This window comes from Frigidibacter oleivorans (genome assembly GCF_003993775.1).
Taxonomy (GTDB): domain Bacteria; phylum Pseudomonadota; class Alphaproteobacteria; order Rhodobacterales; family Rhodobacteraceae; genus Frigidibacter; species Frigidibacter oleivorans.
In genome coordinates this window covers 17,087-42,486 of the sequence record NZ_RJRZ01000008.1, presented here as the reverse complement: position 1 = coordinate 42,486, position 25,400 = coordinate 17,087, and the positions used below count along the sequence as shown (strand labels likewise).

General features: G+C 66.9%; 22 protein-coding genes and 2 tRNA genes. 13 read left to right on the top strand and 11 right to left on the bottom strand.

The window, feature by feature from the left end:
• Positions 1-3: 3 nt before the first annotated feature.
• The 3 genes from ispG to hemA form a co-directional block, all read right to left on the bottom strand.
• Complete coding sequence (gene ispG / locus EEY80_RS11450; RefSeq protein WP_126976712.1) at positions 4-1,167, bottom strand: flavodoxin-dependent (E)-4-hydroxy-3-methylbut-2-enyl-diphosphate synthase; 1,164 nt, start codon at positions 1,165-1,167, stop codon at positions 4-6.
• A gap of 85 nt (positions 1,168-1,252) precedes the next feature.
• On the bottom strand, positions 1,253-2,533 hold the full coding sequence (locus EEY80_RS11445) for a helix-turn-helix domain-containing protein (RefSeq protein WP_126976711.1): 1,281 nt from the start codon (positions 2,531-2,533) through the stop codon (positions 1,253-1,255).
• Positions 2,534-2,647: 114 nt separating this feature from the next.
• A complete protein-coding gene (gene hemA / locus EEY80_RS11440) occupies positions 2,648-3,877 on the bottom strand; it encodes a 5-aminolevulinate synthase (protein WP_126976710.1) in 1,230 nt (409 codons plus the stop codon).
• 328 nt (positions 3,878-4,205) lie between these two features.
• Between hemA and EEY80_RS11435 the strand changes: the two genes are divergently transcribed.
• Positions 4,206-5,603, top strand: coding sequence for a M20/M25/M40 family metallo-hydrolase (locus EEY80_RS11435; RefSeq protein WP_126976709.1), 1,398 nt, complete (start codon positions 4,206-4,208; stop codon positions 5,601-5,603).
• A gap of 133 nt (positions 5,604-5,736) precedes the next feature.
• Here the strand turns inward: EEY80_RS11435 and EEY80_RS11430 are convergent.
• The 4 genes from EEY80_RS11430 to EEY80_RS11415 form a co-directional block, all read right to left on the bottom strand.
• Positions 5,737-5,813, bottom strand: a tRNA-Asp gene (locus EEY80_RS11430).
• A gap of 30 nt (positions 5,814-5,843) precedes the next feature.
• Positions 5,844-5,920 (bottom strand) — tRNA-Asp (locus EEY80_RS11425).
• A gap of 141 nt (positions 5,921-6,061) precedes the next feature.
• Positions 6,062-7,003, bottom strand: coding sequence for a pirin family protein (locus tag EEY80_RS11420; RefSeq protein WP_126976708.1), 942 nt, complete (start codon positions 7,001-7,003; stop codon positions 6,062-6,064).
• 236 nt (positions 7,004-7,239) lie between these two features.
• Positions 7,240-8,016, bottom strand: a complete 777-nt coding sequence (locus EEY80_RS11415; RefSeq protein ID WP_126976707.1) for an ABC transporter permease — start codon at positions 8,014-8,016, stop codon at positions 7,240-7,242.
• A 111-nt stretch (positions 8,017-8,127) separates the two neighbouring features.
• On the opposite strand from EEY80_RS11415, the gene EEY80_RS11410 reads away from it, so the two are divergent.
• Together EEY80_RS11410 and EEY80_RS11405 are read left to right on the top strand one after the other, a co-directional pair.
• The gene (locus EEY80_RS11410) at positions 8,128-10,224 is read left to right on the top strand and encodes a 4Fe-4S binding protein (protein WP_126976706.1); all 2,097 of its coding nucleotides are present in this window, start codon (positions 8,128-8,130) and stop codon (positions 10,222-10,224) included.
• Complete coding sequence (locus EEY80_RS11405; RefSeq protein ID WP_126976705.1) at positions 10,221-11,096, top strand: FAD:protein FMN transferase; 876 nt, start codon at positions 10,221-10,223, stop codon at positions 11,094-11,096. The genes EEY80_RS11410 and EEY80_RS11405 overlap by 4 nt, the downstream gene beginning before the upstream one ends.
• A 2-nt stretch (positions 11,097-11,098) precedes the next feature.
• Here EEY80_RS11405 and EEY80_RS11400 read toward each other — a convergent pair whose 3' ends face one another.
• Positions 11,099-11,995 (bottom strand): transporter substrate-binding domain-containing protein, encoded by an 897-nt coding sequence (locus EEY80_RS11400; protein WP_126976704.1) that lies wholly within the window; start codon positions 11,993-11,995, stop codon positions 11,099-11,101.
• 5 nt (positions 11,996-12,000) lie between these two features.
• Entirely contained in the window at positions 12,001-12,687 is a 687-nt protein-coding gene (gene pedF / locus EEY80_RS11395; RefSeq protein ID WP_126976703.1) for a cytochrome c-550 PedF, read from the bottom strand.
• Positions 12,688-12,932: 245 nt separating this feature from the next.
• Between pedF and EEY80_RS11390 the strand changes: the two genes are divergently transcribed.
• Genes EEY80_RS11390 through EEY80_RS11365 form a run of 6 tightly spaced genes read left to right on the top strand, consistent with a single transcriptional unit; the run spans position 12,933 to position 17,604 of the window.
• Positions 12,933-14,024 carry an ABC transporter substrate-binding protein gene (locus tag EEY80_RS11390; RefSeq protein WP_235829804.1) on the top strand — a complete coding sequence of 364 codons (1,092 nt, stop codon included), beginning with the start codon at positions 12,933-12,935 and terminating at the stop codon, positions 14,022-14,024.
• A gap of 1 nt (position 14,025) precedes the next feature.
• Positions 14,026-14,991, top strand: a complete 966-nt coding sequence (locus EEY80_RS11385) for a YVTN family beta-propeller repeat protein (RefSeq protein WP_126976701.1) — start codon at positions 14,026-14,028, stop codon at positions 14,989-14,991.
• A gap of 21 nt (positions 14,992-15,012) precedes the next feature.
• Complete coding sequence (locus EEY80_RS11380) at positions 15,013-15,471, top strand: cupredoxin domain-containing protein (protein WP_126976700.1); 459 nt, start codon at positions 15,013-15,015, stop codon at positions 15,469-15,471.
• A 7-nt stretch (positions 15,472-15,478) separates the two neighbouring features.
• On the top strand, positions 15,479-16,192 hold the full coding sequence (locus EEY80_RS11375; protein WP_126976699.1) for an ABC transporter ATP-binding protein: 714 nt from the start codon (positions 15,479-15,481) through the stop codon (positions 16,190-16,192).
• The gene (locus EEY80_RS11370; protein ID WP_126976698.1) at positions 16,189-17,031 is read left to right on the top strand and encodes an ABC transporter permease; all 843 of its coding nucleotides are present in this window, start codon (positions 16,189-16,191) and stop codon (positions 17,029-17,031) included. The genes EEY80_RS11375 and EEY80_RS11370 overlap by 4 nt, the downstream gene beginning before the upstream one ends.
• Positions 17,032-17,055: 24 nt before the next feature.
• Positions 17,056-17,604, top strand: coding sequence for a tetratricopeptide repeat protein (locus EEY80_RS11365; RefSeq protein ID WP_126976697.1), 549 nt, complete (start codon positions 17,056-17,058; stop codon positions 17,602-17,604).
• Here EEY80_RS11365 and EEY80_RS11360 read toward each other — a convergent pair.
• Together EEY80_RS11360 and EEY80_RS11355 are read right to left on the bottom strand one after the other, a co-directional pair.
• Positions 17,544-18,224 carry an ABC transporter ATP-binding protein gene (locus tag EEY80_RS11360; RefSeq protein WP_126976696.1) on the bottom strand — a complete coding sequence of 227 codons (681 nt, stop codon included), beginning with the start codon at positions 18,222-18,224 and terminating at the stop codon, positions 17,544-17,546. The genes EEY80_RS11365 and EEY80_RS11360 overlap by 61 nt on opposite strands.
• Entirely contained in the window at positions 18,196-19,170 is a 975-nt protein-coding gene (locus EEY80_RS11355) for an ABC transporter substrate-binding protein (RefSeq protein WP_126976695.1), read from the bottom strand. The genes EEY80_RS11360 and EEY80_RS11355 overlap by 29 nt, the downstream gene beginning before the upstream one ends.
• 183 nt (positions 19,171-19,353) lie before the next feature.
• On the opposite strand from EEY80_RS11355, the gene EEY80_RS11350 reads away from it, so the two are divergent.
• The 4 genes from EEY80_RS11350 (at position 19,354) to EEY80_RS11335 (ending at position 25,345) form a co-directional block, all read left to right on the top strand.
• On the top strand, positions 19,354-21,120 hold the full coding sequence (locus tag EEY80_RS11350; RefSeq protein WP_126976694.1) for a PQQ-dependent methanol/ethanol family dehydrogenase: 1,767 nt from the start codon (positions 19,354-19,356) through the stop codon (positions 21,118-21,120).
• Positions 21,121-21,199: 79 nt separating this feature from the next.
• Positions 21,200-21,922, top strand: a complete 723-nt coding sequence (locus tag EEY80_RS11345; protein ID WP_126976693.1) for a response regulator — start codon at positions 21,200-21,202, stop codon at positions 21,920-21,922.
• A gap of 82 nt (positions 21,923-22,004) precedes the next feature.
• Positions 22,005-23,156 carry an FIST N-terminal domain-containing protein gene (locus tag EEY80_RS11340; RefSeq protein WP_126976692.1) on the top strand — a complete coding sequence of 384 codons (1,152 nt, stop codon included), beginning with the start codon at positions 22,005-22,007 and terminating at the stop codon, positions 23,154-23,156.
• Positions 23,153-25,345, top strand: a complete 2,193-nt coding sequence (locus tag EEY80_RS11335) for a PAS-domain containing protein (protein WP_126976691.1) — start codon at positions 23,153-23,155, stop codon at positions 25,343-25,345. The genes EEY80_RS11340 and EEY80_RS11335 overlap by 4 nt, the downstream gene beginning before the upstream one ends.
• Positions 25,346-25,400 lie beyond the last annotated feature (55 nt).

Sequence of the window (25,400 nt, the reverse complement as noted above, 5' to 3'; positions counted from 1 at the left end):
CGATCAGGCCGGTTGCGCCTGGGGCGCCGCCGCATCCGTCGCCGCCGCCTCTTTCGCAGCCTCTGCCGCGTCGATCTCGGCCGCGCGTTTCTCGACCAGTTCGACGATATGGTCGATCATCTGGTCGTTGGTCATCTTGTGGCTCTGCTTGCCGGCCATGTAGACCATGCCTGCCCCGGCCCCGCCGCCGGTGAAGCCCACATCGGTCATCAGCGCCTCGCCCGGGCCGTTCACCACGCAGCCGATGATCGACAGGCTGATCGGAGTGCGCACATGTTCCAGCCGCTTTTCCAGCGCCTCGACCGTCTTGATGACGTCGAAGCCCTGCCGCGCGCAGGACGGGCAGGAGATGATCTGCACCCCCCGCGTCCGCAGGCCAAGGCTTTTCAGGATCTCGTAGCCGACCTTCACCTCTTCGACCGGATCGGCGGACAGCGACACGCGGATCGTGTCGCCGATCCCCATCCACAGCAGGTTGCCGAGCCCGATGGCGGATTTCACCGTGCCGGTCATCAGCCCGCCCGCCTCGGTGATGCCCAGATGGATCGGGGCGTCCGTGGCCTCGGCCAGCTGCTGATAGGCGGCGGCGGCGAGGAAGACGTCGGAGGCCTTCACGCTGATCTTGAATTCGTGGAAGTCGTTGTCCTGCAGCAGCCTGATATGGTCCATGCCGGATTCGACCATCGCATCCGGGCAGGGCTCGCCGTATTTCTCCAGCAGGTGGCGTTCCAGCGATCCGGCATTGACGCCGATCCGGATCGAACAGCCGTGATCCTTGGCCGCCTGCACCACCTCGCGCACGCGGCGGGCATCGCCGATATTGCCGGGATTGATCCGCAGGCAGGCGGCGCCGGCCTCGGCCGCCTCGATGGCGCGGCGATAGTGGAAATGGATATCCGCGACGATGGGCACCGGGCTTTCGCGCACGATCTCGCGCAGGGCCCGCGTCGCCGCCTCGTCGGGGGTCGAGATGCGGACGATGTCGGCCCCCACATCGGCGGCGCGGATCACCTGATCCAGCGTGGCCCGCACATCCGCGGAATCGGTGTTGGTCATCGTCTGCACCGAGATCGGCGCATCGCCTCCCACCGGCACCCGACCGACCATGATCTGCCGCGACTTGCGCCGGTAGATGTTGCGCCAGGGGCGGACGGGATTGAGCGACATGAAGAACCCTCGCACAGGCTGCGGATGCGGATGCGTCAGGGCCTAGATAGGCGCCCCGGCCGCCTGCGGCAACCGGAAGCGCACCTCAGTCCGCGGCGGGCGCCTCTGGCGGCAGTTGCGCCTGCGCCACCGCCACGACCTTGGCGAGGTCGGGATCGGCGGCCAGATCGGCGACCTGATAGCTGCCGGTCAGCGAGTCGACCGACAGCGGCAGGTTCTTGACCACATTGGCGCCGGGCGAGGCCGGGCCGTAGGTCTGGCCGTTCACGGCAAAATAGACCGAACCGGAGTTTCCGGCGCGCAGCAGCGGTGCTTCTTCCATCGCGGGAACGGCATAGCGTTCGCCGGCATCGAGGATCTTCTCGAACAGCACCGCGCCGTCGGGCGCCGACACCCGCACCCAGGACGGGCGCACCGCGACGATTTCCACCCCCGGCGCGGCCTCGGCGGTGGTGCGGACGCCCCCGGGCGCCGCCGTCGCATCGCCATTCGCCTCGGCCAGCGCCGCGTCGATGGCCGAATTCCCCGGGCCGAAGCCCGGCGTGACCGATGCGCCCGTGGGCAGCCGTTCCGGCACCTGCAGGCTGGCCAGCGCGCCGACGCTCGACGGGTCGATGGAGGCGATGGGGCCGTCGCGGGCGATCAGCACCGGCACGTCCAGCGCCTCGGGCCGGTAAAGCCGTTCCAGCGCGTCAGATTGCGGCAGATCCACGCCCGCCGTTTCCGTCCCCGAAGGGGCGGCGCGCGCCGCATCGATCGGGTCGAGTTCGGCGACTACGCCCGGGGCCTGTTCGACCGGGGCGAGGCGGACCTTCTGCACCTCTTGCAGGACGCTCCAGCCGCCATAGCCGATGCCGCCCACCAGCGCGAGCAGCACCAGGACCGATCCGATGGCGCCCGGCTGCACGCTGCCGAAGCGGGACACGCTGCGCGGCACGAACAGGGCATTGGGATTGGCGAGCGGGTCCGCATGTTCCACGCCCTTGCGCGGCACCTGACGGGCGGCCGGCTTGGCCGCGGTCGCGGCGGCGGACAGACCATGCGCGGCCAGACCATGCGCCGGGACGTAACCCGCCTCGTCGCAGAAGCGCGCGAAGGCCCATTCCGGGTCCATCCCCAGATAGCGGGCATAGGACCGGACATAACCCGCGACGAAGCCCGGCGTCTCGAAGGCGGCCATATCCGCATTCTCGATGGCGGCGATGTAGCTGGCCTTGATCTTCAGTTCGCGCTGGACGTCGAGGAGCGATTTCGACAGGGTGGCGCGTTCGCCGCGCATCACATCCCCGAGACGCAGTTCGAATCCGTCAAATCCCTTGGGCTTGTCCGTTTCGTGCGTCGAAGGAAGGTTCCTCCGCCCGATCATCCTTGTGTCCCGTCCCTGTCCCCAACGAGCGACGATTCGATTCCGCCGCTTCAGCCCCGACTGCATTGGGAGTCCCTTAGCACAGCCCAATCAGCCGCGCACTTGCAGAACGGTTCACGCGGACAGTTCGGCGCGATTCAGCGCACAGTGCGACCAGAGGCTGTCCATCGCGCGCACAAGGTGGTCGATCTGCCCCAGATCATGCACCGGCGAGGGCGTGAAGCGCAGCCGTTCCGTCCCGCGTGGCACCGTCGGGAAATTGATCGGCTGCACGTAGACCCCGAATTCCGCCAGCAGCATGTCGGACAGCATCTTGCAATGGATGGGGTTGCCGACATGCACGGGCACAATATGCGACCCGTGATCGATGATCGGCATGCCCAGACCCTTCAGCCGCATCTTCAGGATGCGGGCATGCAGTTGCTGGGCATCGCGCAGCTTCTGGCCCTCGTCGGTCTTCAGGAAGGCGATGGAGGCCGCGGCCCCGGCCGCCACCGCCGGCGGCAGCGAGGTGGTGAAGATGAAGCCCGGCGCGTAGGAGCGGATCGCGTCCACCATCTTCGCAGATGCAGCAATATAGCCGCCGAAGACGCCGAAGGCCTTGCCCAGCGTTCCGTTCAAGATGTCGATCCGGTCCAGAAGCCCGTCGCGTTCGGCGACGCCGCCGCCGCGCGGGCCGTACATGCCCACGGCATGCACCTCGTCCAGATAGGTCAGCGCGCCGAAGTCGCGGGCCAGATCGCAGATCGCCGCGATCGGGCCGAAATCGCCGTCCATCGAATAGATCGACTCGAAGGCGATCAGCTTCGGCGCGGCGGGATCGTCGGCCTCCAGCAGTTCGCGCAGATGCGCCACGTCGTTGTGGCGGAAGATCCGCTTGGCCCCGCCATTGCGCCGGATACCCTCGATCATCGAGGCATGGTTCAGCGCGTCGGAATAGATGATCAGCCCGGGAAAGAGCTGCGGCAGCGTCGACAGCGTGGCGTCATTGGCGATATAGGCCGAGGAGAAGACCAGCGCCGCCTCTTTCCGGTGCAGGTCGGCGAGTTCCGCCTCCAGCCGCTTGTGATAGACCGTGGTGCCCGAGATGTTGCGCGTGCCGCCCGACCCGGCGCCGGTGGCGTCCAGCGCCTCGTGCATGGCGGCCAGAACCGCCGGGTGCTGGCCCATCCCCAGATAGTCGTTGCCGCACCAGACGGTGATCTCGGATTCGGTCCCGTCGGGACGGCGCCAGACCGCATGCGGGAAGGCGCCCTTGCGCCGCTCGATATCGATGAAGGTCCGGTAGCGCCCTTCGTCGTGCAGCCGCTGGATCGCGCCGTCGAGTGCCTTGTCGTAGTCCATCCGTCCGTCTCCTGGCCCCCGGGTATCGGGGTTCGCTGGGGGATGACTAGGCCGGCCATCCACGTCCTGCCTTGATACCGATCAAATGCACCTCTGCACAGGGCAAGTTCCGCGCAATTTGACGCATCCCGGGGTCCGAAGGCCAGTCGCCGGCCCTTGGAGGCCGCGCTTGCGCCCTGCCGGTCCCTTTCGCGCCGGGGGCTGGACGCGGGGGTTCCGGCTGCTAGGCTGCCCCCATCGCGACAGGCCCGTCGCCGCCCCCCCCCGCAGCCGCGGCTCACCCCACGGCCGCCGCAGTCGGGGACAGCCCGCCCAAGGAGACCGAAGGATGCCCGCCCCCCATTCCGACCCCGCCGCACTCGCCCCCGTCCTCGACCGGATCGACGCCACCCTGCCCGAGGCGGTCGACAGGCTGCTGGACCTGCTGCGCATCCCCTCGATCTCGACCGACCCGGCCTTCAAGGCCGATTGCGCCCGGGCGGCGGACTGGCTGGTGGCGGACCTGCAGGCGCTCGGCTTCGAGGCGGCCGCCCGCCCCACGCCCGGTCACCCGATGGTGGTGGCGCGGCATGAGGGCCCGGGCCGCCATATCCTCTTCTATGGCCATTACGACGTGCAGCCGGTGGACCCCTTGTCACTGTGGGACCGCGACCCCTTCGACCCGGCGCTGGAGACGACGCCGGCCGGCGAGGTGATCCGCGGCCGCGGGTCGAGCGACGACAAGGGCCAGCTGATGACCTTCATCGAGGCCTGCCGCGCCTGGAAGGCGGTGCATGGCAGCCTGCCCGGAAACCTGACGATCTTCCTTGAGGGGGAAGAGGAATCGGGCTCGCCCTCGCTGGTGCCCTTCCTGCGCGAGAACAGGGCGGAACTGTCGGCGGAGCTTGCGCTGATCTGCGACACCGGCCTCTTCGCCGACCATGTGCCCGCGATCGTCACCATGCTGCGCGGGCTCGCCAAGCTGGAACTGACGCTGCACGCGGCGAACAAGGACCTGCATTCCGGCATGTTCGGTGGCATCGCGCTGAACCCGATCCGGGCGCTGACGAAGATCCTGGGCGGCCTGCACGACGATCAGGGCCGGGTGGCGGTGCCCGGCTTCTATGACGATGTGGCGGAACTGCCCGAGGCGGTGCGCGCCCAATGGCAGGCGCTGGCCTTCGACCACGCGGCCTTCCTCGGCGGCGTGGGCCTTGCCACCCCCGCGGGCGAGATCGACCGCACGCCGCTGGAGATGATCTGGTCGCGCCCCACCGCCGAGATCAACGGCATCTGGGGCGGCTATACCGGCGCCGGGTTCAAGACGGTGCTGCCGGCCGAGGCCCATGCCAAGATCAGCTTCCGGCTGGTGCCCGGGCAGGACCCGGAGAAGGTGCTGGCGGGCTTCCGGTCTTGGGTCGAGGCGCAGCTGCCGCCGGATGCGCGCGTGGAATGGCACGAGCCCAACGGCTCGCCCGCCGGTCAGATGAGCATCGACGACCCCGCCTTCGAGGCGGCGCGGCAAGCGCTGACCGAGGAATGGGGCGCGCCCGCCGCCTATGTGGGCTGCGGCGGCTCGATCCCGATCGCGGGCTATTTCCAGACCGAACTGGGCATGGACGCGATGCTGATCGGCTTCGGCAAGGATGACGACCAGATCCACAGCCCGAACGAGAAATACGATCTCGACAGTTTCCGCCGCGGCATCCGGTCCTGGGCGCGGGTGCTGGACCGGATCGCGGGCTGAAAGGCGGCGGAGGGGGCGCTGCCCCCTCCTGGCCGTGCCGGCCAATTCACCCCCGGGGGCAGCGCCCCCGGCGGCCGCAACCGGCGCGCGGACAGGCTGCAAGGGCGGCCCGTGTGCATATGAGTTCGGAAAGTGGCGCGGTTGACGGGGCTCGAACCCGCGACCCCCGGCGTGACAGGCCGGTACTCTAACCGACTGAGCTACAACCGCGCATCAGCGTTCGGGACGATCCGGGATGGATGGCGCGGTTGACGGGGCTCGAACCCGCGACCCCCGGCGTGACAGGCCGGTACTCTAACCAACTGAGCTACAACCGCACATCCATCCGTCCGGATCGTCGCCCGAACGTGGGGCGTGTAATAGGGAAGGCCGGGGGTGGCGTCAAGCGATCCTTTGGCGGATTTCGTGCCCCGTTCGCCGCCCCTTTCGACGGGGCCGGACCGCAGCCCCCGCGCCCCCTATCCGGCGGGCGCGGGAATGAACTCCGCGTCGTCCCCCGGCGGCAGGCGAAAGCGTCCATGCTGCCAGTCGCCGGCGCGCCAGGCCTCTTTCGCGGCCTCGATCCGCTCTTTCGAGGAGGCCACGAAATTCCACCAGATATGGCGCGGCCCGTTCAGCGTGGCCCCGCCGAGCAGCATGACCCGCGCCCCTTGCCCCCCGGCCTTGATCGAGATGCGGTCGCCCGGACGGAACACCATCATCCGGCCCGCCTCGAAGGTCTCGCCCGCCACCTCGACGCTGCCGGACAGCACATAGGCGCCGCGATCCTCGTGGTCGTCAGGCAGCGGGATCGCCGCGCCGGGCGCGAGGTCCGCATCGGCGTAGAAGGTCTCGCCCGGCAGGGCCAGCGGCACCGTCGCGCCCCAGCCGGTGCCGAGGATCAGCCGCACCGTCTTGCCCTCGGCTTCCAGCAGCGGCAGCTCGGCCGCGCCCAGATGGGTGAAGGCCGCGGGATCGTCCTCGTTCGCCTCGGGCAGCGCGAACCAGGTCTGGATGCCGAACAGGCGCTGCGGCGCCGCGCGGGCCGGCCCGTCGGTGCGTTCGGAATGGGTGACCCCCTGCCCCGCCAGCATCCAGTTCACCGCCCCCGGCTCGATCCACTGGTCGGTGCCGAGCGAGTCGCGGTGATGCATCTTTCCCGAGAAGAGATAGGTGACGGTGGCGAGCCCGACATGCGGATGCGGGCGCACGTCGATCCCCTGCCCCGTCACGAACTCGGCCGGGCCCATCTGGTCGAAGAAGATGAAGGGCCCCACCATCTGCCGCTTCGGCGCGGGCAGCGCGCGGCGCACCTCGAACCCGCCGATGTCGCGGGCGCGAGGGATGATCAGGGTCTCGATCGAGTCGATGGCCGCATCGCCCGTCGGGCAATGGGGGTCGAGGGCGGGATTCCAGCTCATCTGCAAGCCTCCTGTTCGCAATGCCGCCATCCTGCCCCCGAACGGCGACCGGCGATAGCGGCAGGCGCAGAGAGGCCCTGTGCGCGACGGAACAGCGGGCGCGGGGCAGGCGCAGCCCGGCAGCCAGGGTCGATGGTGGCAGTTCTTCGCTATTTTTTGTCCGAACCCACACAATCGCAGCGGTCGTATCGGCTGCTAGCGCCGGCCAGATTGTTCGACTGCCCGTCTGTTCGCTGTCATGTATGTTTTGTTTTCCAACGGTTGGATCGCGCCTCCCATGGTTGGAGGAGCACATGTTCCACGACCAGCATGACGCAGATGAAGGCAACGGAGTACGCAATCACATGCGCGGTCTGGAACTGCTGAAAATAAAGGTGGATGCGAAAGCCGATGCCGCTGGACCGGCCGAGGAATTCGACGACGAGGACGATCTTCCAGATGACGGCGATCCCGTTGCGTGCGGCGACTGCCAGCCAGGGTGCGAGTTGCGGCAGGACGAGATGCCGAAGCCGCTCCCGTGGCGAAAGACGGGCGACGAATGCCAGGTCGTCGAGAGCCGGATCGAACGAGCTGACACCCTGGCGCACGGTGACCATGACCATTGCCGTCTTGTTGAGGGTCACCGCGACAATCGCCGCCAGCTCGTTGAGGCCGATCCACAGATAACAGAGCACGATCAGGACCAGCGCCGGCAGGTTCAGGAAGATCGTCACCCACGGATCGGCCCAGCGGTTGAGAACCCTGTAGCGGCCGAGCAGGAAACCCAGCAGCGCGCCCGCCGCCATGGCAGATCCGAAAGAGATGGCCACGCGCAAGAGTGTCGCCAGCAGGTCTTTGGGCAGCCGTCCGGACGCCGTTTCGAACCAGAAGACCCGCGCGACCTCGACAGGCCCCGGCAGGACGGTCTGGTCGGCCTTCAACACGGCGAGTGCGGCCCAGAACAGACCGAACAGGCCGAGGGACAGAGGAAACACGCCCCCCTGCCAACGATCGTTGTAGTTCTTCCCGGACATGCGACTCCCCCGAACCGAATATAGCCGCCGGGGTCCTCGTCCGACCCGCGACCTTGGTCGTATGGCGGCCTCTCACCTGGCGCGTAGAGATCGGGTCAGGAGGATCGCGCCATGAGACGAGGCTTTGCCCGGCTGAGCATTCTCGTTTTCAGCCTGCTCGCCTGCGCCGGGATGGCCGGCGCGGCACCGCTTGAACGTCAGGCGCTTGAAGGCATGATCGTGCCACCCTACGCGCTCGGCGAGCCGGTGAATGACCAGGGTGTTTGGACACTCCTGAATTCCGGTGGCGCGGATGCGGGCTACGTTTTTGAAACCGGTCCGCTGGCACCGCTTCCGGGCTTTTCCGGCGCTCCGATCAACATGCTCGTGACGATCGACCGTGACGGGCGATTTCTCGATGTACGCCTCATTGCCCACAATGAGCCGATCTTCGTTTCCGGCCTGGGGGAGGCGCCGCTGCGCGCCTTCCTCGAACAGTATCGCGGCCATTCGATCCGGGAGCCGCTCGTCGTCGGCACGCCCTATGGCGAGGGCGGCGGCGGCTCCGACCTCGCCTATCTCGACGGGGTGACGAAGGCCACGGCCTCCGTTCGCATCGCGCATGACTCGATCCTCGCCGCAACGCTTGTCGTTGCGCGGGAGAAGATGCAGGGCATGGCGAGCGGTCCGCCGGTGCATCCCGATCCGTCGATAGACGAGACGCTCGACTGGGCGGCGCTGGTCGAACGGGGGCTGGCCCGGAACCTGAAGGTGACCAACGCCCAGCTCGACGAGGGCTTCGAGGGGACGATCTGGGCAGCCGACGATCCAGAGGCGGCGGACGATCCGCAAGGCCTGTTCCTCGATCTGTGGGTGGTCGATATCGGCCCGCCGTCCATCGCCCGGGCCGTCCTGAGCGACGAGAGTTTCGCCGATCTTCAAAGCCTGTTGCGCGTCTCGCCCGACGACGAGCCCCTGCTCGTCATCGATGGCGGTCGCCACGGGCTGGTGTCGGCCGAATTCGTGCGCAACACCGCGCCAGACCGGCTTTCGGCCGTGCAGGACGGCCTGCCGGTCGCCCTTCGCGATGCCGACATGATGGTCGAGACGCGGCAGGACGTGCCGCAAGGCACGACGATGATCCTGAGGATAGACCGCCGCCTCGGGTTCGACCCGACGCGCGAGTGGACGCTTTCCGCCCAGGCCGTGCGCGCCCACGGAATGCTGAAGCCCGAGATGGGCTCTGTCCATTTTCCGCTCGCCCTGAAGGCTGACCCTGCATTCTTCCTGCGTCCGGAGACGTCAAGGGCGCTGCCGCCCTGGCAAGCCGCGATCATCGCCCGGAAATGGGATCTTGCCGGGCTTGGCATCCTGCTTGCGGGATTGTTCGGCGCGGTCGGCCCGGGGATGCACCGGCTCTCGGCGCCGACGGTGCTGCGTCCGGCACGGCTGGCCTTTCTGGGTCTGATGATCGTCTTCGTAGGCTGGTGGGGCCAGGGGCAACTTTCCATCGTCACGCCGCTTGCAGCACTCAGAGCCGCAAGCGGCGGCGGCAGTCTGGCGGTCCTGCTCTACGATCCCTTCTCCCTGCTGATCTGGGGTGCCGCCATCCTTGGATTCGTCCTGTGGGGCCGCGGGCTCTTCTGCGGATGGCTCTGCCCGTTCGGTGCCATGCAGGAATTCGCCCATCATGCGGGCCGCCTGCTGGGCTTGCCGCAATGGAACCCCTCACCGATCTGGGACAGGAGGTTGAAGTCTGGCGCATGGGTTTCGCTTGCCGGCCTGGTCGCGGTCAGCTTTCTTGCACCCGAGAGGATCGAAACCGCAGCCGAGATCGAGCCCTTCAAGACGGCGGTCACCACGCTCTTCCAGCGCGAATGGTACTATGTCGCCTACGCCGTCTTCTGGCTGCTCCTCGCGGCCACGACCTTCAAGGGCTTTTGCCGCTATGTCTGCCCTCTGGGCGCGGTCATGGCGCTTGGCGGCCTGCTGCGCACCCGTTCCTGGATATCGCGCCGCGCCGAATGCGGTTCGCCCTGCCAGCTCTGCCGGGTGCGCTGCCCCTACGGCGCCATCCGCAAGACGGGAGAGATCGCCTATGGCGAGTGTTTCCAATGTCTCGATTGCGTCTCGATCCATGACGACGCGCGGCAATGCGTGCCGTTGGTACTGGCGCAGCGAAAGCGCCCGCCAGTCCCGGCGCGTGCCAAAGCGGAGGTTTCGGCATGAAGCGACGGCGGTTCCTCTTCATTGCCGCGGCGGCTGCGTTTCCCCGCGCTGCCGCCGCTGACAGGACGACCTGGCAGGTCGACATGTTCGGGGGCACGGTAGGCTTGGATCTGCGTGGTCCGCGCGACCTTGCGCAAGAGACCGTCGGACGGATCGGCAGCACGATTGCCGAGATCGAGGCCGCCGCCAGTCTGTTCAAGACCGAGTCCGCCCTCCGCATGCTGAATGCCGCGGGTCATCTGCACGATCCGCCGCCGGCGCTTCTCGATCTCCTCCACTTGGCCAACCACGTCCATCAGGCAACGGACGGCCGTTTCGACCCGACGGTGCAGCCGCTCTGGCGGGCACTAGCCGAAGGGCGCGACGTCGCCGAGGCACAGGCTGCCCTCGGTTGGGAGCGGGTGCGTCTCGGACCATCCATCCAGCTGGCTCCCGGGCAGGCACTGACCCTGAACGGCATCGCGCAGGGCTACGCGGCCGACCGGGTCCGCCGCCTGCTGCTGGATGAAGGCTATGCGCAGGCCCTCGTCGACATGGGAGAGTTCGCCGCCATCGGCGGTCCGTTCAGCATCTCGGTCGAAGATCCGGCCCTGGGCGGGATCGCCACGCGCCGCCTCGCCGGCAACGCCATTGCGACCTCAAGCCCCTCGGCGATGATGCTCGGCAGCAATTTCCATATTCTCGGACCCGGCGGCGAGCGGCCCTGCTGGTCGACGATCTCGGTAGAGGCGGAAAGTGCCGCAATGGCCGACGGGTTTTCGACCGCCTTCTGCCTGATGACGCGCGACGAGATTCGTGCGGCCTTGCGCCGCACTCAGGGCATCACGCGCGTCACCGCTGTCGATATGGCCGGCGACGTTTCGACCTTCTGAGATTATCGGTCCGGCGGCGTGAAGGTGAGGCCATGGGCTGCGAAAATCCGTGCGATTTCCCCATCGGCGAGCGCATTAGCGATGGCGTCGTCGACGGCATAGGCAAGGTCCTTGTGCTGGAAATTCACCCCCACGCCGATTGTCCAGCTTCCGCGCGCAAAGCCGACAAGGGGCGGGGAATGGACCTTCAGCCCGGCATCGGGATGCCGCGCGAGCCCGGCTTCCAGTTCCGCACGGGGCCCCATCGCCGCCTTGGTGTCGCCGTTCGCCAGGCCGTCCATCGCCGCGGCAGTCGAGCGATAGCGACGGATCTTGTCCACCGGGCCGATCAGGGACGTGAGGTAGAAGTCCGAGATGGCATCGTTTTCGACCGCGACCGCGTCGAACCGGAAGAAGGGCGGGGTCGGTGCCTTGTCTTCATAGTGGGAGGCGCGATAGGCGATGGCGATGTTTTCCTTGGCATATTTTCCGGTGAAACTCACCTGCTCGATGCGGCAGACGAGGGCGCTGTCATAGGGGACATGCAGCATCACGTCGCTGACCCGCCCGCCGACGACGGCACCCTTCCAGACATAGTTCAACAGATCGGCTTCGAGGGTCTCGCCGGCCGCGACAAGGCGGAACTTCGCCTCGACCCCGAGCGCCTTTGCAACCAGCCGCCCGATCTCGATATCCACGCCGACAGCCTTGCCCTTCTCTTCGTAGGACCAGGGGGCAAAGTCCTCGTAGACGGCGAACTCGATCCAGCCGTCCTCGATGATCCGGTCGAATTCGCGCCCGACATCCTGCGCGAAGGTATTCTGCGGCTTGGCCTGAGGCACATGGTCCTCGCAACGCGCGAAAGCGCCGCCCGAAAGGGCGACGCCAAGGGCCATGGCCAGAAGTGCACGGCGCAGCATGGCAGTTACTGCGTGGCCGACAGGCCGACGGTCAGCACCTCGGCCGCCTTCTTCCAGCTTTCCGGCGTGTCCGACAGGATGCGCGCGGCCTCGTAGGTGACGCTGTCGGCAATGGGCGCGCCAGAGGCGGTCTTCACTTCGGCCGAGATCATCTCCAGTTCCTTCTGGATCGCACCCGTATCGGCCACCTGGCCGCCGGCGAGCTCGTCGCGGATTTCATGGAGGCGCGTGGCGTGGGCGTCGAGCGCGCCGTCCTCCGGCCGTGTCTCCACATAGGTGCGGATCGCCCAGGCCGCCTTCTGGCCCAGAATGTCGCCAAAGGCCGGCATCTTGGTCGTGCCGTCCTGCGTATAGCCGTGGCGAAAGCGCTCGATGAACCACTCGTCGCCGTATTCCTCTGCTTCGAGATAACGCAGGTCCGGCGCAAGCCCGCCCGATACCGCACCCAGGCCATGACAGCGCGCGCAGTTCTGGGTAAAGCCGGATGCGCCGATCTCGACAGCCTTCAGCCAGGCGTCATGGCCGATCTTCGCCTCGCGGTAGGGGTTTTCGGTCAACCACTCCTCGCCCACCTCGGGCAAGGCATCGGTATTGACCGGTTGCGGCGAGACATCGCCATGCGCAATCACCAGGCTCGTCGTCGACATGAGCATGAATGCGGCGACCCCGCCGCGAATGATGTTGGCCGACATGCCGTCCTCCTTCGCATTTCCCATTGGGCATCTTGTAAGGCAGCACGGACGCGGCGCGATATGCGACCTAGGTCGCGGCGACGCATGGCACCAAGGTCGTATTTCCGGCTCTCCGCCGTGGCGTGATGCTTGCTGCGGGAGGATGCGACATGCGGGACCATTTCAAGGCGGGCCGGAAAGGCTGGTGGCTTGCGGCCGCGGCTTTGTGCTGGGCGTCCTCTGCCGCAGCCGAACTCTCGGTTTCCATGACCTATCTCCGCCAGGAGGTGCAGGCACCGCCGGTGCTTTCCAACCTCGATCCGATCCCCGAAGACCGCGGCATTGCCGGGGCGGAGGTGGCGCTGGCCGATACCAGGACCACCGGCAGCTTCATGGGCCACGACTACAAGCTTGAATTGGTCTCGGTCGAACCCGAGGGCGACTTCCTCGATGCGGCCCGCAAGGCGCTTGCCACGTCGAAGATCCTTTTCATCGACGCGGCGCCCGAAGGCATCCTGGCCGTGGCCGACCTGCCGGAAGCGGGGGGCGCGCTGCTCTTCAACGTCTCATCCGGCGCACGGCGGCTGCGGGACACCGATTGCCGCGCGAATGTGCTGCACACCATGGCGGAGGACGCCATGCGCACAGACGCGCTGATGCAGGTGCTGAGGGCGCGGCGCCGGACCCGAACCGTGCTGATCGTCGGACCAAAACCAGAGGACCGCGCCTTCGCCGACACGCTGCGCGGCTCTGCGCAAAAGTTCGGCGTCGAGATCCTCGCCGAAAAAAGCTGGACGTTCGACACGGACCTGCGGCGCGCCGCCGGCCAGGAAATTCCCCTCTTCACCCAGGACTTTCCCGACCATGACATCCTGCTGATCGCCGACGAGGCCGACGATTTCGCGCGCTACGTTCAGGACAATACCTGGCTGCCACGGCCGGTCGCCGGCTCGGACGGCCTGCGGGGCGAAGGCTGGGCGCCGGTGCTGGAACAATGGGCCGCCGTGCAGCTCCAGAACCGCTTTGAACAGGCGGCCGGCCGCGAGATGAGCTCGCGCGACTATGCCGCCTGGACGGCGCTGCGCACCATCGGCGAGGCCGTGACACGAACCAATTCGGCCGATCCCGCCGTGCTGCGTACCTTCATCCTTTCGGAGAAATTCGCCCTGGACGGCTTCAAGGGCCGCAGTCTCACCTATCGCGTCTGGGACGGCCAGCTGCGCCAGCCGATGGCGGTGGTCAACGCCCGCGCGCTGGTCGAACTCGCACCGCTCGACGGCTACCTGCACCAGACCAACGAGATGGACACGCTGGGCCTCGACCGGGCCGAAAGCACCTGCACCGCCTTTGGAGGATGACATGAACATTCCGGCCCTGCTGATCGCGCCCGTGCTGGCCGCCCTGTCGCTTCAGGCGACGGCCGGCGAGATCTGGGTGACGAACGAGAAGGACGACACGATTTCCGTGATCGACACGCGGACGCTGGAAACGCTGCGCACCATCCAGACCGGCGAGCGGCCGCGCGGCATCACCTTCAATTCCGACCACAGCCGCGTGTATATCTGCGCCTCGGACAGCGACACCGTGCAGGTGATGGACCCCGCGACCGGCGAGATCCTGCACGAGCTGCCTTCCGGCGAGGACCCCGAGCAGTTCGTGCTTGCCCCGGACGATCGCCACCTGTGGATCGCCAACGAGGACGATGCCGTGACGACGGTCGTCGATGTCGAGACCCGGCAGGTCGTGGCGCAGGTCAATGTCGGCATCGAGCCGGAAGGCATGGCCGTCTCGCCGGATGGCAAGATCGTCATCGCCACATCGGAAACGACGAACATGGCGCACTGGATCGACACCGGCACGAAGACGATCTTCGCCAATACGCTCGTCGATTCCCGTCCCCGCCATGCCGAGTTTGCCAAAGGCGGAACGGAGCTGTGGGTCTCGTCCGAGATCGGCGGCACGATCACCGTCTTCGACGTGGCGACGCAGGCGGAAAAGGCCAAGATCCGCTTCGAGATCACCGGCGTCAACGCCGACCTGGTTCAGCCGGTCGGCTTTGAATTCACGCCCGACGGCAAGACCGCCTTCGTTGCCCTTGGCCCTGCCAACCATGTCGCGGTGATCGATGCAGATACGTTCGCGGTCGACTCCTACATCCTCGTCGGTCGCCGGGTCTGGCACCTCGCCTTCTCGCCGGACCACACGCAGCTTTTCACCACCAACGGCGTCTCGGGCGACGTCACCGTCATCGACGTCGCCAAGCTCGAACCCGTGAAATCCATCAAGGTCGGCCGCTTCCCCTGGGGCGCGGCGAGCCGGCCGTAACAGCCGAAGAGGAAGAACATCATGAAGTTGGCAATCCTGGCCGCCATCGCGCTTGTCGCCATGCCCTTCGTGGCGCTGGCGGATGACGATGACGACAACACGGCCGAGGCCAGCATGGGCCTTGCCGGCATCCTGTCGAAATCCAACCGCGAAACGCTGCCCGAACTGACCCTCTCGGCAGGCCAGCCGGTTTCCGCGGGGGCGCTGACGCTGAAATCCGGCAAATACTACACGCTGGAAATCAAGGCCGACGGCAGCCAGGAACTGGCGCTGGAGGGGGCCGCCTTCTTCCGCGCCGTCTGGGTCAACGAGATCGTCATCGAGGGCATCGAGATCCGGCCGCTCGGTGTCGATTCCATCGAATTCGACGAGGCGGGTGACGCGGAGATCAGCTTTGTCGCGATCAAGCCGGGCAGCTACCAGCTGAAGGTGCCGGGCAGCACGGGCGATACGCAACAGGTCTCGATCACCATAGAATGAGCAGGACATGAGCGGCTTGACGGTTGAGGGCATCGGCCACGACTGGGGCGCCCGGCGCGCCCTCGACGGCGTGTCGTTCACCGTCGAACGCGGCCGCTTCTGCGCCCTGCTCGGGCCGAACGGCGCCGGAAAGTCGACGCTGTTCGGCATACTCACGCGGCTCTTCACGCCGCGCGCGGGCCGCATCGCGGTCGCTGGCCATGATATGGCCCGCACGCCGCGTGCCGCCCTTGCCCGCATGGGCGTCGTCTTCCAGGCCTCGACGCTCGATCCGGACCTGACCGTCAGGCGCAACCTGCTCTACTTCGCCGCCCTGCACGGACTTTCCGGACGGGAGGCGGAGATGCGCGCCATGGCGGCGCTGGAGAGGCTCGGCATGGCGGAACGTGCGGAGGAGAAGGCCGCAAGGCTGAACGGCGGGCACCGCCGGCGCATGGAAATCGCGCGTGCGCTCCTCCACCGGCCCGACGTGCTGCTGCTGGACGAGCCGACGGTCGGGCTGGACGCAGCTTCGCGTGGCGCCATCACCCAGCACGTGCACGAGCTTGCTTCAGGGGGCCTGACAGTTCTCTGGGCGACGCATCTGGTCGACGAGGTGGGTCCTCAGGACCGGCTCGTCATCCTTCACCGCGGACGGGTGCTGGCCGATGGCGAAGCCGGGGATATAGGCGGCAAGGACCTGACGGGCCGTTTTCTTGCGCTCACGGGAGATCCGCCATGAGAGCGCAGGCGCTTCCGCTCGTGGACCCGGCACCCGCCGGCGACCTGAGATCGCATCCCTTCGTTGCGTTGCGCGCGATCATCCACCGCGAGGCGCTGCGGTTTCTCGGCCAGCGCGGGCGGTTGATTGCAGCGCTTGTGCGGCCGCTCGTCTGGCTTTTCGTCTTCGCCGCCGGTTTCCGGGCGGCACTCGGGCTTTCGATCACCCCGCCCTATCAGACCTACATCACCTACGAGATCTATATCGTGCCCGGGCTGGTGGGCATGATCCTGCTGTTCAGCGCCATGCAATCGTCGTTGAGCCTCGTCTACGACCGCGAATTGGGGTCGATGCGGCTGCTGCTGACGGCACCCTTGCCGCGGTGGTGGCTGCTGTTCTGCCGGCTTCTCGCCGGCAGCCTGATCGCCATGCTGCAGGCCTATGCCTTCCTCGCGATCGCCGCACTCTACGGCATCCGTTTTCCGTTGCTCGGCTACCTGGCCGCAGCGCCGGCGATGGCCGCGAGCGCGATGATGCTGGGCGCGCTCGGGCTGCTGCTCTCCTCCGTCATCCGCCAGCTCGAGAACTTCGCCGGGGTGATGAACTTCGTCATCTTCCCGATGTTCTTCCTCTCCTCCGCGCTTTATCCGCTGTGGAAAATGGCCGAGGCCTCTGCGCGGCTGAGGGATCTGTGCGCGCTGAACCCCTTCACCCATGCCGTCGAGCTCATCCGCTTCGCGCTCTATGCGAAAGGCAACCTGACGGCACTTGCCGTCACGCTCGCCGCTTTCACCGTCTTCGGCCTTGTCGCCCTCTGGGGCTACGATCCCGCCCGCGGGCTTGCCGCGCGAAAGGCCTGACCGGGCCCGCAAAGGAGAACTGCCATGCGCCTTGCCACCCTCGCTGCCGGTCTTCTGCTGATCTGCGCCAATACCGCCTGGTCGCAGACGGAGGCCGATGCCAGCGGCACACTCAATCCGGAAGAACTGACGCTCGACCGTGTCATGAGGGACATAGCGGAAGGGCGGACGAGCATGACCATCTGCGCCACCGGCTACTACATCACCAAGTCGGGTCGCCACGAAATGGCGCGCGAACTTTTCGAGCGTTGCGCCGCAGCCGGCTGGACGCACGCCATGACCTGGATGTCCCAGCTTGACGACAATGGTCTCGGCGGCCCGGCAGACCCCGACACTGCGGCCGAGTGGGACCGTCGGGCCGCAGAGGCCGGCGATCCGGTCGGCAAGCTGAACTACGGGCTCGACCTCATGCGGGGCCGCGGTGTGGCGCAAGACAGCGCACTCGGCCGCCAATATATCGACGAGGCGGCCCGCAGCGGACTTCCCACCGCAAGACGCCTGCGCGCTGCCGATTACGACCTCGATGTCGTGACGCCGGACGCCGACAACTGGAAATACGCCCCGTCCTCCTGATCCTCTTCGACGAGCCGCGCGGGACGTCCCTCCAGCCGAAGGATGCGTCCGGCGAGCCGCTCCGCCTCTGCACGGACATGGGTGACGAACAGCGTCGCGCAGGGCCGCCTCGCGATAAGCCGTTCAAACAGGCCCATCATCTCGCCGGCAAGCGCCGGGTCGAGGCTGACAAAGGGCTCGTCCATCAGCAGAAGGTCGGGTGCGGAGGCAAAGGCACGCGCCAGGGACAGGCGCCGCTGCTGGCCGAGGGAGAGCATCCCCGGAAAGCGCTCTCCGAGATCTCCAAGCTCCACGGCTTCAAGCCAGTGCTGCGCCTCGTCACGCGGGATGCGTGCGATGATGGTAAGGTTCTCGGTCGCGGTCCGCCAGGGCAGCAGCACCGGCTCCTGGAACACCAGGGCAAGCCGCGCAGTCGCTTGCCGTCGCCCGCGGAACCCACGGTCGAGGCCGGCGACGACGCGCAGCAGCGAGGTCTTCCCGACTCCGGAAGGCCCGGTCAAGGCCACCGTCTCGCCCGGCGCCAGCGAAAGCATCATCGGGCCGAGCACACCGCCCGGCCCGCCGCATCGAAGGTCGAGCGAGAGGACCGGCTCAACTGCCGGGGTGGTGGAAGACGCCATCGGGCAGTTCTTTCAGATCGCCGACCAGATCGGCACCGCCGAACTCGGTTATGATGGACAACATACGGTCGGCCGCCTCTTCATCCACCGCGTGCCGTCCTGGCGTGCCCGCAAGGAATCCCGCTTTCAGCGCGTCGAATTCTGCATCGGTCTCTGCCCGCATCATCGGCCGGATGCGCTCCCAGGCCGCCGGATCAGCCGCAAGCTTCTCCTTGGCCTGGCGCGAGGCGGTGGCGATTGCTTCGCCCAGTCCGGGATGGCGCGTCAGGACGTCGCCCCGCACGACGTAGCCGATCAGCGGGGTTTCCGGATCAAGGCCCAGGGCTATGGCGGCCTCATCGACCCCAACCAGCGGGCGCATCCCCGCCGCCTGCATGCGTGCCCCGAAATTCCAGAAGTTCAGGGCGCCCTGTACCTCACCGTCGAGGGCGGCCTTGTAGATCAAGGGCGGAGCACCGAAGACCTGCTCGGTCGTGCCGGACAGATCGAAATGCTCCACCTTCTGGGCATAGGCGCGCAGGATCAGCCAGCTTTTGTCGATCGGGCTGCCCGCGACGCCGATCTTCTGGCCCTTCAGGTCGGCAAGGCTTTTCGCCTTGCTGTCCGCCGGCACCATCAGGCCGCCGACAGCACGCGAATAGGGAATGAAGACGAGGTCGCGGCCGGCGGCCCGCTCCCGCGCCACCCACAGCCAGTCGGAGACGATGACATCCACCTCTCCGCCCACAAGCGCGATCTGGGCCGCCGGAGCGCCGGCGATGTCCATCACCTCCATCGTGAAGCCGTTCGCGGTGTCGAAGCCGTAGTGACGGATCGTATCGACTTCCCAGTTCACCGTGCCCGAAAGCTGGAGCGCGGCGCGCAGGACAACCGGCTCGGCCTGCGCCGGCAGGCTGGACAGAACCGCTGCAACTGCTGCCCCGACAAGCGATTTCAGGAATGTCATGAGCTCTCCTCCCCCTGCTTCGTCCATATTATCCGCCGCCGTCACGGCCAGATATACGACCTATGGGGGGCCCCGGGGGTCTCGGCACTACGACCAAGGTCCAATTCATCCGGGACAAGAGCGGGCCGATGATCCCCGCCAGGAAGCCCGCTTCGATCTGCGGGCAGGGAGAGGGAGGAAGCCATGAGGAGTCTCGTTCTGGCCGCGGTTGCGGTCATTGCCTGTGCGGCTGGCGTGCAGGCCGGTGTGACGGAAGAGGATCTTGCGAAGGACGCCGAAACCGTCGCCGACGTGCTGACCAACGGCATGGGGCGCGGCCTGCAGCGCTTCTCGCCGCTGGAGACGCTGAACACGAAGAACGTCCAGAACCTGGTGCCGGCCTGGGCATTCTCGCTCGGCGGCGAAAAGCAGCGCGGCCAGGAAAGCCAGCCGATCATCTATGATGGCATGATGTACATTACCGGCTCCTACAGCCGCCTCTACGCCATCGACATCAAGACCGGCAAGGAAGTCTGGCAGTACGATGCCCGCCTTCCGGAAGGCATCCTGCCCTGTTGCGATGTGGTCAACCGCGGCGCGGCGATCTTCGGCGACAACATCTTCTTCGGCACGCTCGATGCCCGCCTCGTCGCGCTCAATCGCATGACGGGCGATGTCGTCTGGAACAAGAAGATCGCCGACTACAAAGAGGGCTACAGCTACACCGCCGCCCCGCTGATCGTGAACGGCCTCGTCGTCACCGGCAATTCCGGCGGCGAATTCGGTGTCGTCGGCGAGGTGCAGGCGCGCGATGCCGAGACTGGCGAGCTTGTCTGGACCCGGCCCGTCATCGAAGGCCACATGGGCACCTTCGAGGGCAAGGAAAGCACGATGACCGGGACGCTGAACGCGACCTGGCCCGGCGACATGTGGAAGACGGGCGGCGGCGCGACCTGGCTCGGCGGCTCGTATGACGAAGACACGAAGACGCTCGTCTTCGGTGCCGGCAACCCCTCGCCCTGGAACAGCCACCTGCGCGGCGCCGGCACGCCCGTGGAGGGCAACAAGGGCGACAACCTCTATGCCGCCTCGCGCCTCGGCATCGATCCGGCAAACGGCGAGATCAAGTGGCACTTCCAGACCACGCCGCGCGAAGGCTGGGATTTCGACGGCGTCAACGAGGTCGTGCCCTTCGTCGACAAGGACGGCAACAAGCGCTTTGCGACGGCCGACCGCAACGGCTTCTTCTACGTGCTGAACCGCGAGGACGGAAAATTCGTCTCTGCCCATCCGTTCGTGAAGAACATCAGCTGGGCGGCGGGGATCGATGAGACGGGCCGCCCGATCTACAACGAGGAGAACCGTCCGGGCGATCCCACCGCCGCCGCCGACGGCGCGAAGGGCCAGCAGGTCTTCGCCGTGCCGTCGTTCCTCGGCGGCAAGAACTGGATGCCGATGGCCTATAGTCCGAAGACCGGCCTGTTCTACGTGCCTTCCAACGAATGGGGCATGGACATCTGGAACGAGCCGATCAGCTACAAGAAGGGTGCCGCCTATCTCGGTGCCGGCTTCACCATCAAGCCGCTGTTCGAAGACCATATCGGCAGCCTGAAGGCGATCGACCCCAATACCGGCGAGATCAGGTGGGAATACAAGAACGGCGCTCCGCTCTGGGGCGGCGCGATGACCACCGCCGGCGGCCTCGTCTTCTTCGGCACGCCCGAAGGCGATTTCATCGCCCTCGACAACGAGACCGGCGAGGAGCTCTGGAAGTTCCAGACCGGCTCCGGGATCGTCGGACAGCCGGTCACCTGGGAACAGGACGGCGAGCAATATGTCTCGGTGATTTCCGGCTGGGGCGGCGCGGTTCCGCTCTGGGGTGGGGAAGTGGCCAAGAAGGTCAACTATCTCAACCAGGGCGGCATGGTCTGGACCTTCCGCCTGCCCAAGCAGCTTGCAGCGTTGGACTAAGACGGCAAGCCGGGCGACAACGCCCGGCTTCCTGCCTTCTGCACGGACCCAAAAGGCCCAACGAAGACGGACGAGATCAATGCTAAGCTATCGCCAGCCCTTTCGGGAATTTCGCATGATGCCGGTCCCAACCCCCGAGAAACCCCTGCGCACGCTGAAATCGGCGCTGATCGTCGATGACCATCCGCTGTTCTGCGACGCGCTGGCGATGACCTTGACGGGCCCGGTCGGCATTCCGGACGTCGAGGCCGTCGGTGCGCTCGAGGCGGCGCTTGCGAGGCTCGCGGCCGGCCCCCTGCCCGATGTGGTGGTGCTGGACCTCAACCTTCCCGACGTCAACGGGCTCGACGGGGTGGTGCGCCTGCGCCACGCCCTGCCGGACACGCCGATCGTCGTCGTCTCGTCCCTCGACGAAATCCGCGTCGTGCGGGCAGCACTCAAGGCCGGCGTCAATGCCTTCGTGCCCAAACATGCCTCGCGCGAGGAGTTCCGCGAGGCTTTTGCCGTGATTGCGCGCGGCGAAATCCATGCGAGCCGGATGGCGCTCGAAGGCTCGGCGCCAACGCCGTCGGAAGAGGCGGTGAGACGGCTGGCATTGCTGACGCGCCAGCAGGCGCGCATCCTGCAGCTCGTCTGCGCCGGCCGCATGAACAAGCACATCGCCTATGAGCTCTCCATCGCGGAGACCACCGTGAAGGCCCATGTCACCGCCATCATGCGAAAGCTCGGCGTGCAGACGCGCACGCAGGCCGTGCTCTTCGCCCAGGAGGCAAGTTTCAACGTCATGGCGACCGATATCTGACAGCGAACTGCGTGCTGGCCTCCGGTCATCATGGATGCTCTAAGCTACAAGGCGGGGGAGCCGGCGGAGGAGGCCATCACCCGTGGAGGAAGAATTCATCGCGCGTGCGCTCGCGTCGGCGCATGACGTCCGCGCGGTCGAGAGACTGAGGGCAACCCTCGGTCCCGGCCCGTTTTCGCTCGTTCTGTTGTTCGTCTCGCCGGAGGCCGATGTGCCCCGTGTCGTATCGGGCGCGGCCAAGGCCTGGCCGGATGCGCGCATCGCCGGCTGTACCACCGCCGGCGAAATCTCCGGCGCCGGCTATGAGGACGGAAGCATCGTCGCCCTCGGTTTCCGTGCACGCCACTTCGCGGCCGAAACGCTGCTTATTCCGGATCTGTCGCAGCTCGCCGCAAGCGAGCTATCCGAGGCGCTGCTGCATGTACGGCAATCGCTCGCCCGCGATCACGGGCACTTGCCGAAAGAGTTCGCCCTGCTGCTCGTCGACGGGTTGTCGGCGCGAGAGGACGAGCTTGCCTCGGTGCTTGCCGCCGGCACGGGCGCGATGCCCCTGATCGGCGGATCGGCCGGTGATGGCACACATTTCCGCGAAACGCTCGTCTTCGACGGCAAGCAGCTGCTGCCGAACGCGGCGGTCATCTCTGTGATGCGCGGCGCCTGCCCGCTGCGGGCCTTCAAGATGGACCATATCCGGCCCACCGAACGACGCATGGTCGTGACGGACGCCGATCCCGCCGCCCGCATCGTGCGAAAGATCAACGCCGAACCCGCCGTGCAGGAATATGCCCGTCTCATCGGCATCCGGCCGGAAAGCGTCGACACGCTTACCTTTGCAATCCATCCGCTGACCGTGCGCATGGGCGAGCGGCACCACGTGCGCGCCATCCAGCGCGTTCTGCCATCTGGCGAACTGCTGTTCTTTTCGGCAATCGACGAGGGAATGGTTCTCACCATCGCGGAACCGCACGATCTCGTGGATCATCTGGCGGGTGAATTGCAGGCCCTGAATCAGCCGGGAAATCCCGTCGCCGTTCTGGCCTTCGACTGCATCCTGCGGCGCGTCGAAGCGCAGGAGAAGCAGATGACCGGCCGCGTATCCGAGCTTCTGCGGCATCATGGCGTGATCGGCTTTTCCACCTATGGCGAACAGATCGGCCCGATGCACATCAACCACACCATGACCGGATTTGCCTTCTACCCGCCCGGCACGATCCTTTCGGGAACCGACCCATGAACACCCACCTGTCCGAAGGACTGCTCGACCCCGCCGATGGCGCGGCGAAGAACCTCGAAAAGATGCTCGTCATCGCCGGGGCCCTCATCCGCCATGTCGAGCACAGTTCCGGCGACAGGGGTGCCGCCTTCGAGCAATTCCGCCGCGCCGCGGTTCTGGAGGACCGGGTACGCCAGCGTACGCGCGACCTCGAAGCCACGCTCAAGCAGCTCAACGACGCCAACAGCGCCGCGGAACGGGCCAGGCGCGACCTGTCGCAGGCCATCGAGGCGGTCGATGAAGGCTTTGCCCTTTTCGACCCCGCCGACATCCTCGTGCTCTGCAACTCCCGCTTCTGCCGCGATCTCACCGACGTGCGCGCGAAGCTGTCTCCCGGCATCGCCTTTGCCGACTATGTGGAAATCGTCAGCCGGTCCACGATGCTGGCCTTTCCCAAGGGCGTCACGGTCGAGGCCTGGGCTGCTGAACGCATGCGCCTGCATCGGGCCCGGCAGGTCTTCAATGTCGGACTGACCGGCGACCGCTGGCTTCAGGTCAGCGAGCAGCGCACCGCCGATGGCGGCACCGTCATTCTCCAGACCGACATCACCGACATCATCCGCATGGAGCGCTCGGAACGGGGCAAGCTGCTGGACGACCAGGCCCGCATGATCCGCGCGACGCTGGAACACATCAACCAGGGCGTCGGCATCTTCGACGCAAACCGGCGGCTGGCCGGCTGGAACAGCCGCGTCGCCCAACTCCTCGACATCCCGCCGCGGCTGCTGCGGCGGGGAACGCCGTTCGAGTTGCTGGCCAACCGCATCGCCCGCGCGAGCGCCCTCAGCGATGGCTTCTCTGCCGACAGGCTGCGCCAATGGATCGATGGCCGCCTGCCGCGCGAACCTCTGTCCTTCGAGCTCCAGCATATCTCGGGCCTCATCCTCGCTGTCTTCGCGCAGGAAATGCCGGGACGCGGCTTCGTCATGTCGTTTGCCGACGTGACGCGCGAGCGCCTTGCCATCAACGCCATAATCCGGACCAACAGCTCGCTCGAGGCGCGCGTGGCGGCGCGGACCGGGGATCTGGCGGCAGCGCTTGCCGAGGCAGAGCGCGCCAATTCCGCGCGCGTGCGCTTCGTCGCGGCGGCCAGCCACGATCTGCTGCAACCGCTGTCCGCCGCAAAGCTCTTCGTTGCGGCCGCGCGTGACGACGCGGGCGCCACGCCGATACGCGGGACGCTCGAAAAGGCGCATAATGCCCTTGTCAGCGTGGAGGGGATTCTCGGCGCATTGCTCGACATTTCCCGTCTGGAAGCCGGCGGCGCTGCGGTCGACATCGGCCCGGTTCCGCTGTCCGTCCTGCTCAACCAGCTCACCGACGAATTCGCCCCGATCGCCGCCCGCAAGGGCCTGCGGCTCGACATCCTGCCCTGCGGCCTCACCGTATCGAGCGATCCGACCTATCTGCGCCGCATCCTTCAGAACCTGATCAGCAACGCCATCCGCTACACCAGCGGCGGCCGCGTCCTCGTCGGGCCGCGGCGGGTGAACGGGCATGTGCGCATCGAGGTGCATGACACCGGGCCGGGCATCGCCGCCGACCAGCAGCAATCGATCTTCCGCGAGTTCCACCGCATCCAGGGTTCGGCCTCGGCCTCCGAGGGCATGGGCCTCGGCCTTGCGATCGTGGAAAGGGCTTGCGGCCTGCTTGGCCACCGGCTGTCGCTTCACTCCGAGCCAGGGCGCGGCACCTGTTTCGCCGTCGATCTGGCCATCGTTCCGCACCACGCCAAACCCGCCTGCCGGGAAACCGCGTCGGCGATCCCCGAAGTGCCGGGCGACAACTCCGATCGCATCGCGCTTCTCGTCGAGAACGACGAGGGCCTGCGCCGAGCGATCTCCCTGCTCCTGGAGCGCCGCGGGGTCAGCGTGCTCGAAGCGGCAAGCGGCGAAGAGGCGCTCGCCCTGCTGGAAGAAATCGGCATCGTGCCCGACCTCTACCTGATCGACCAGCAGCTCGACGGCACGCTCACGGGCGTCGAAACCGTGCTGGCGCTGCACGCGGAATATGGCGAGCGCCCGACCCGCCTGCTCACCGCCAACCGCACGCCGCAAACCCGGCTTGCCGCAGGCGCTGCTGGTATCGAGATCATGTACAAACCGATCGCCGCGGACGTGCTGGAGGCCTTCGTGCTGCACGCGAGCTGAGCCGGCACCAACGGCCGTCCTCCCTTGTGGAGTCTCGCAAATCCACCCTGGCAAA

Bases quoted from the DNA above. Each gene is read 5' to 3' on its own strand.
- ispG (WP_126976712.1), bottom strand. From the start codon at position 1,167: ATGTCGCTCAATCCCGTCCGCCCCTGGCGCAACATCTACCGGCGCAAG.
- EEY80_RS11445 (WP_126976711.1), bottom strand. From the start codon at position 2,533: ATGATCGGGCGGAGGAACCTTCCTTCGACGCACGAAACGGACAAGCCC.
- hemA (WP_126976710.1), bottom strand. From the start codon at position 3,877: ATGGACTACGACAAGGCACTCGACGGCGCGATCCAGCGGCTGCACGAC.
- EEY80_RS11435 (WP_126976709.1), top strand. From the start codon at position 4,206: ATGCCCGCCCCCCATTCCGACCCCGCCGCACTCGCCCCCGTCCTCGAC.
- EEY80_RS11420 (WP_126976708.1), bottom strand. From the start codon at position 7,003: ATGAGCTGGAATCCCGCCCTCGACCCCCATTGCCCGACGGGCGATGCG.
- EEY80_RS11415 (WP_126976707.1), bottom strand. From the start codon at position 8,016: ATGTCCGGGAAGAACTACAACGATCGTTGGCAGGGGGGCGTGTTTCCT.
- EEY80_RS11410 (WP_126976706.1), top strand. From the start codon at position 8,128: ATGAGACGAGGCTTTGCCCGGCTGAGCATTCTCGTTTTCAGCCTGCTC.
- EEY80_RS11405 (WP_126976705.1), top strand. From the start codon at position 10,221: ATGAAGCGACGGCGGTTCCTCTTCATTGCCGCGGCGGCTGCGTTTCCC.
- EEY80_RS11400 (WP_126976704.1), bottom strand. From the start codon at position 11,995: ATGCTGCGCCGTGCACTTCTGGCCATGGCCCTTGGCGTCGCCCTTTCG.
- pedF (WP_126976703.1), bottom strand. From the start codon at position 12,687: ATGTCGGCCAACATCATTCGCGGCGGGGTCGCCGCATTCATGCTCATG.
- EEY80_RS11390 (WP_235829804.1), top strand. From the start codon at position 12,933: ATGACCTATCTCCGCCAGGAGGTGCAGGCACCGCCGGTGCTTTCCAAC.
- EEY80_RS11385 (WP_126976701.1), top strand. From the start codon at position 14,026: ATGAACATTCCGGCCCTGCTGATCGCGCCCGTGCTGGCCGCCCTGTCG.
- EEY80_RS11380 (WP_126976700.1), top strand. From the start codon at position 15,013: ATGAAGTTGGCAATCCTGGCCGCCATCGCGCTTGTCGCCATGCCCTTC.
- EEY80_RS11375 (WP_126976699.1), top strand. From the start codon at position 15,479: ATGAGCGGCTTGACGGTTGAGGGCATCGGCCACGACTGGGGCGCCCGG.
- EEY80_RS11370 (WP_126976698.1), top strand. From the start codon at position 16,189: ATGAGAGCGCAGGCGCTTCCGCTCGTGGACCCGGCACCCGCCGGCGAC.
- EEY80_RS11365 (WP_126976697.1), top strand. From the start codon at position 17,056: ATGCGCCTTGCCACCCTCGCTGCCGGTCTTCTGCTGATCTGCGCCAAT.
- EEY80_RS11360 (WP_126976696.1), bottom strand. From the start codon at position 18,224: ATGGCGTCTTCCACCACCCCGGCAGTTGAGCCGGTCCTCTCGCTCGAC.
- EEY80_RS11355 (WP_126976695.1), bottom strand. From the start codon at position 19,170: ATGACATTCCTGAAATCGCTTGTCGGGGCAGCAGTTGCAGCGGTTCTG.
- EEY80_RS11350 (WP_126976694.1), top strand. From the start codon at position 19,354: ATGAGGAGTCTCGTTCTGGCCGCGGTTGCGGTCATTGCCTGTGCGGCT.
- EEY80_RS11345 (WP_126976693.1), top strand. From the start codon at position 21,200: ATGCTAAGCTATCGCCAGCCCTTTCGGGAATTTCGCATGATGCCGGTC.
- EEY80_RS11335 (WP_126976691.1), top strand. From the start codon at position 23,153: ATGAACACCCACCTGTCCGAAGGACTGCTCGACCCCGCCGATGGCGCG.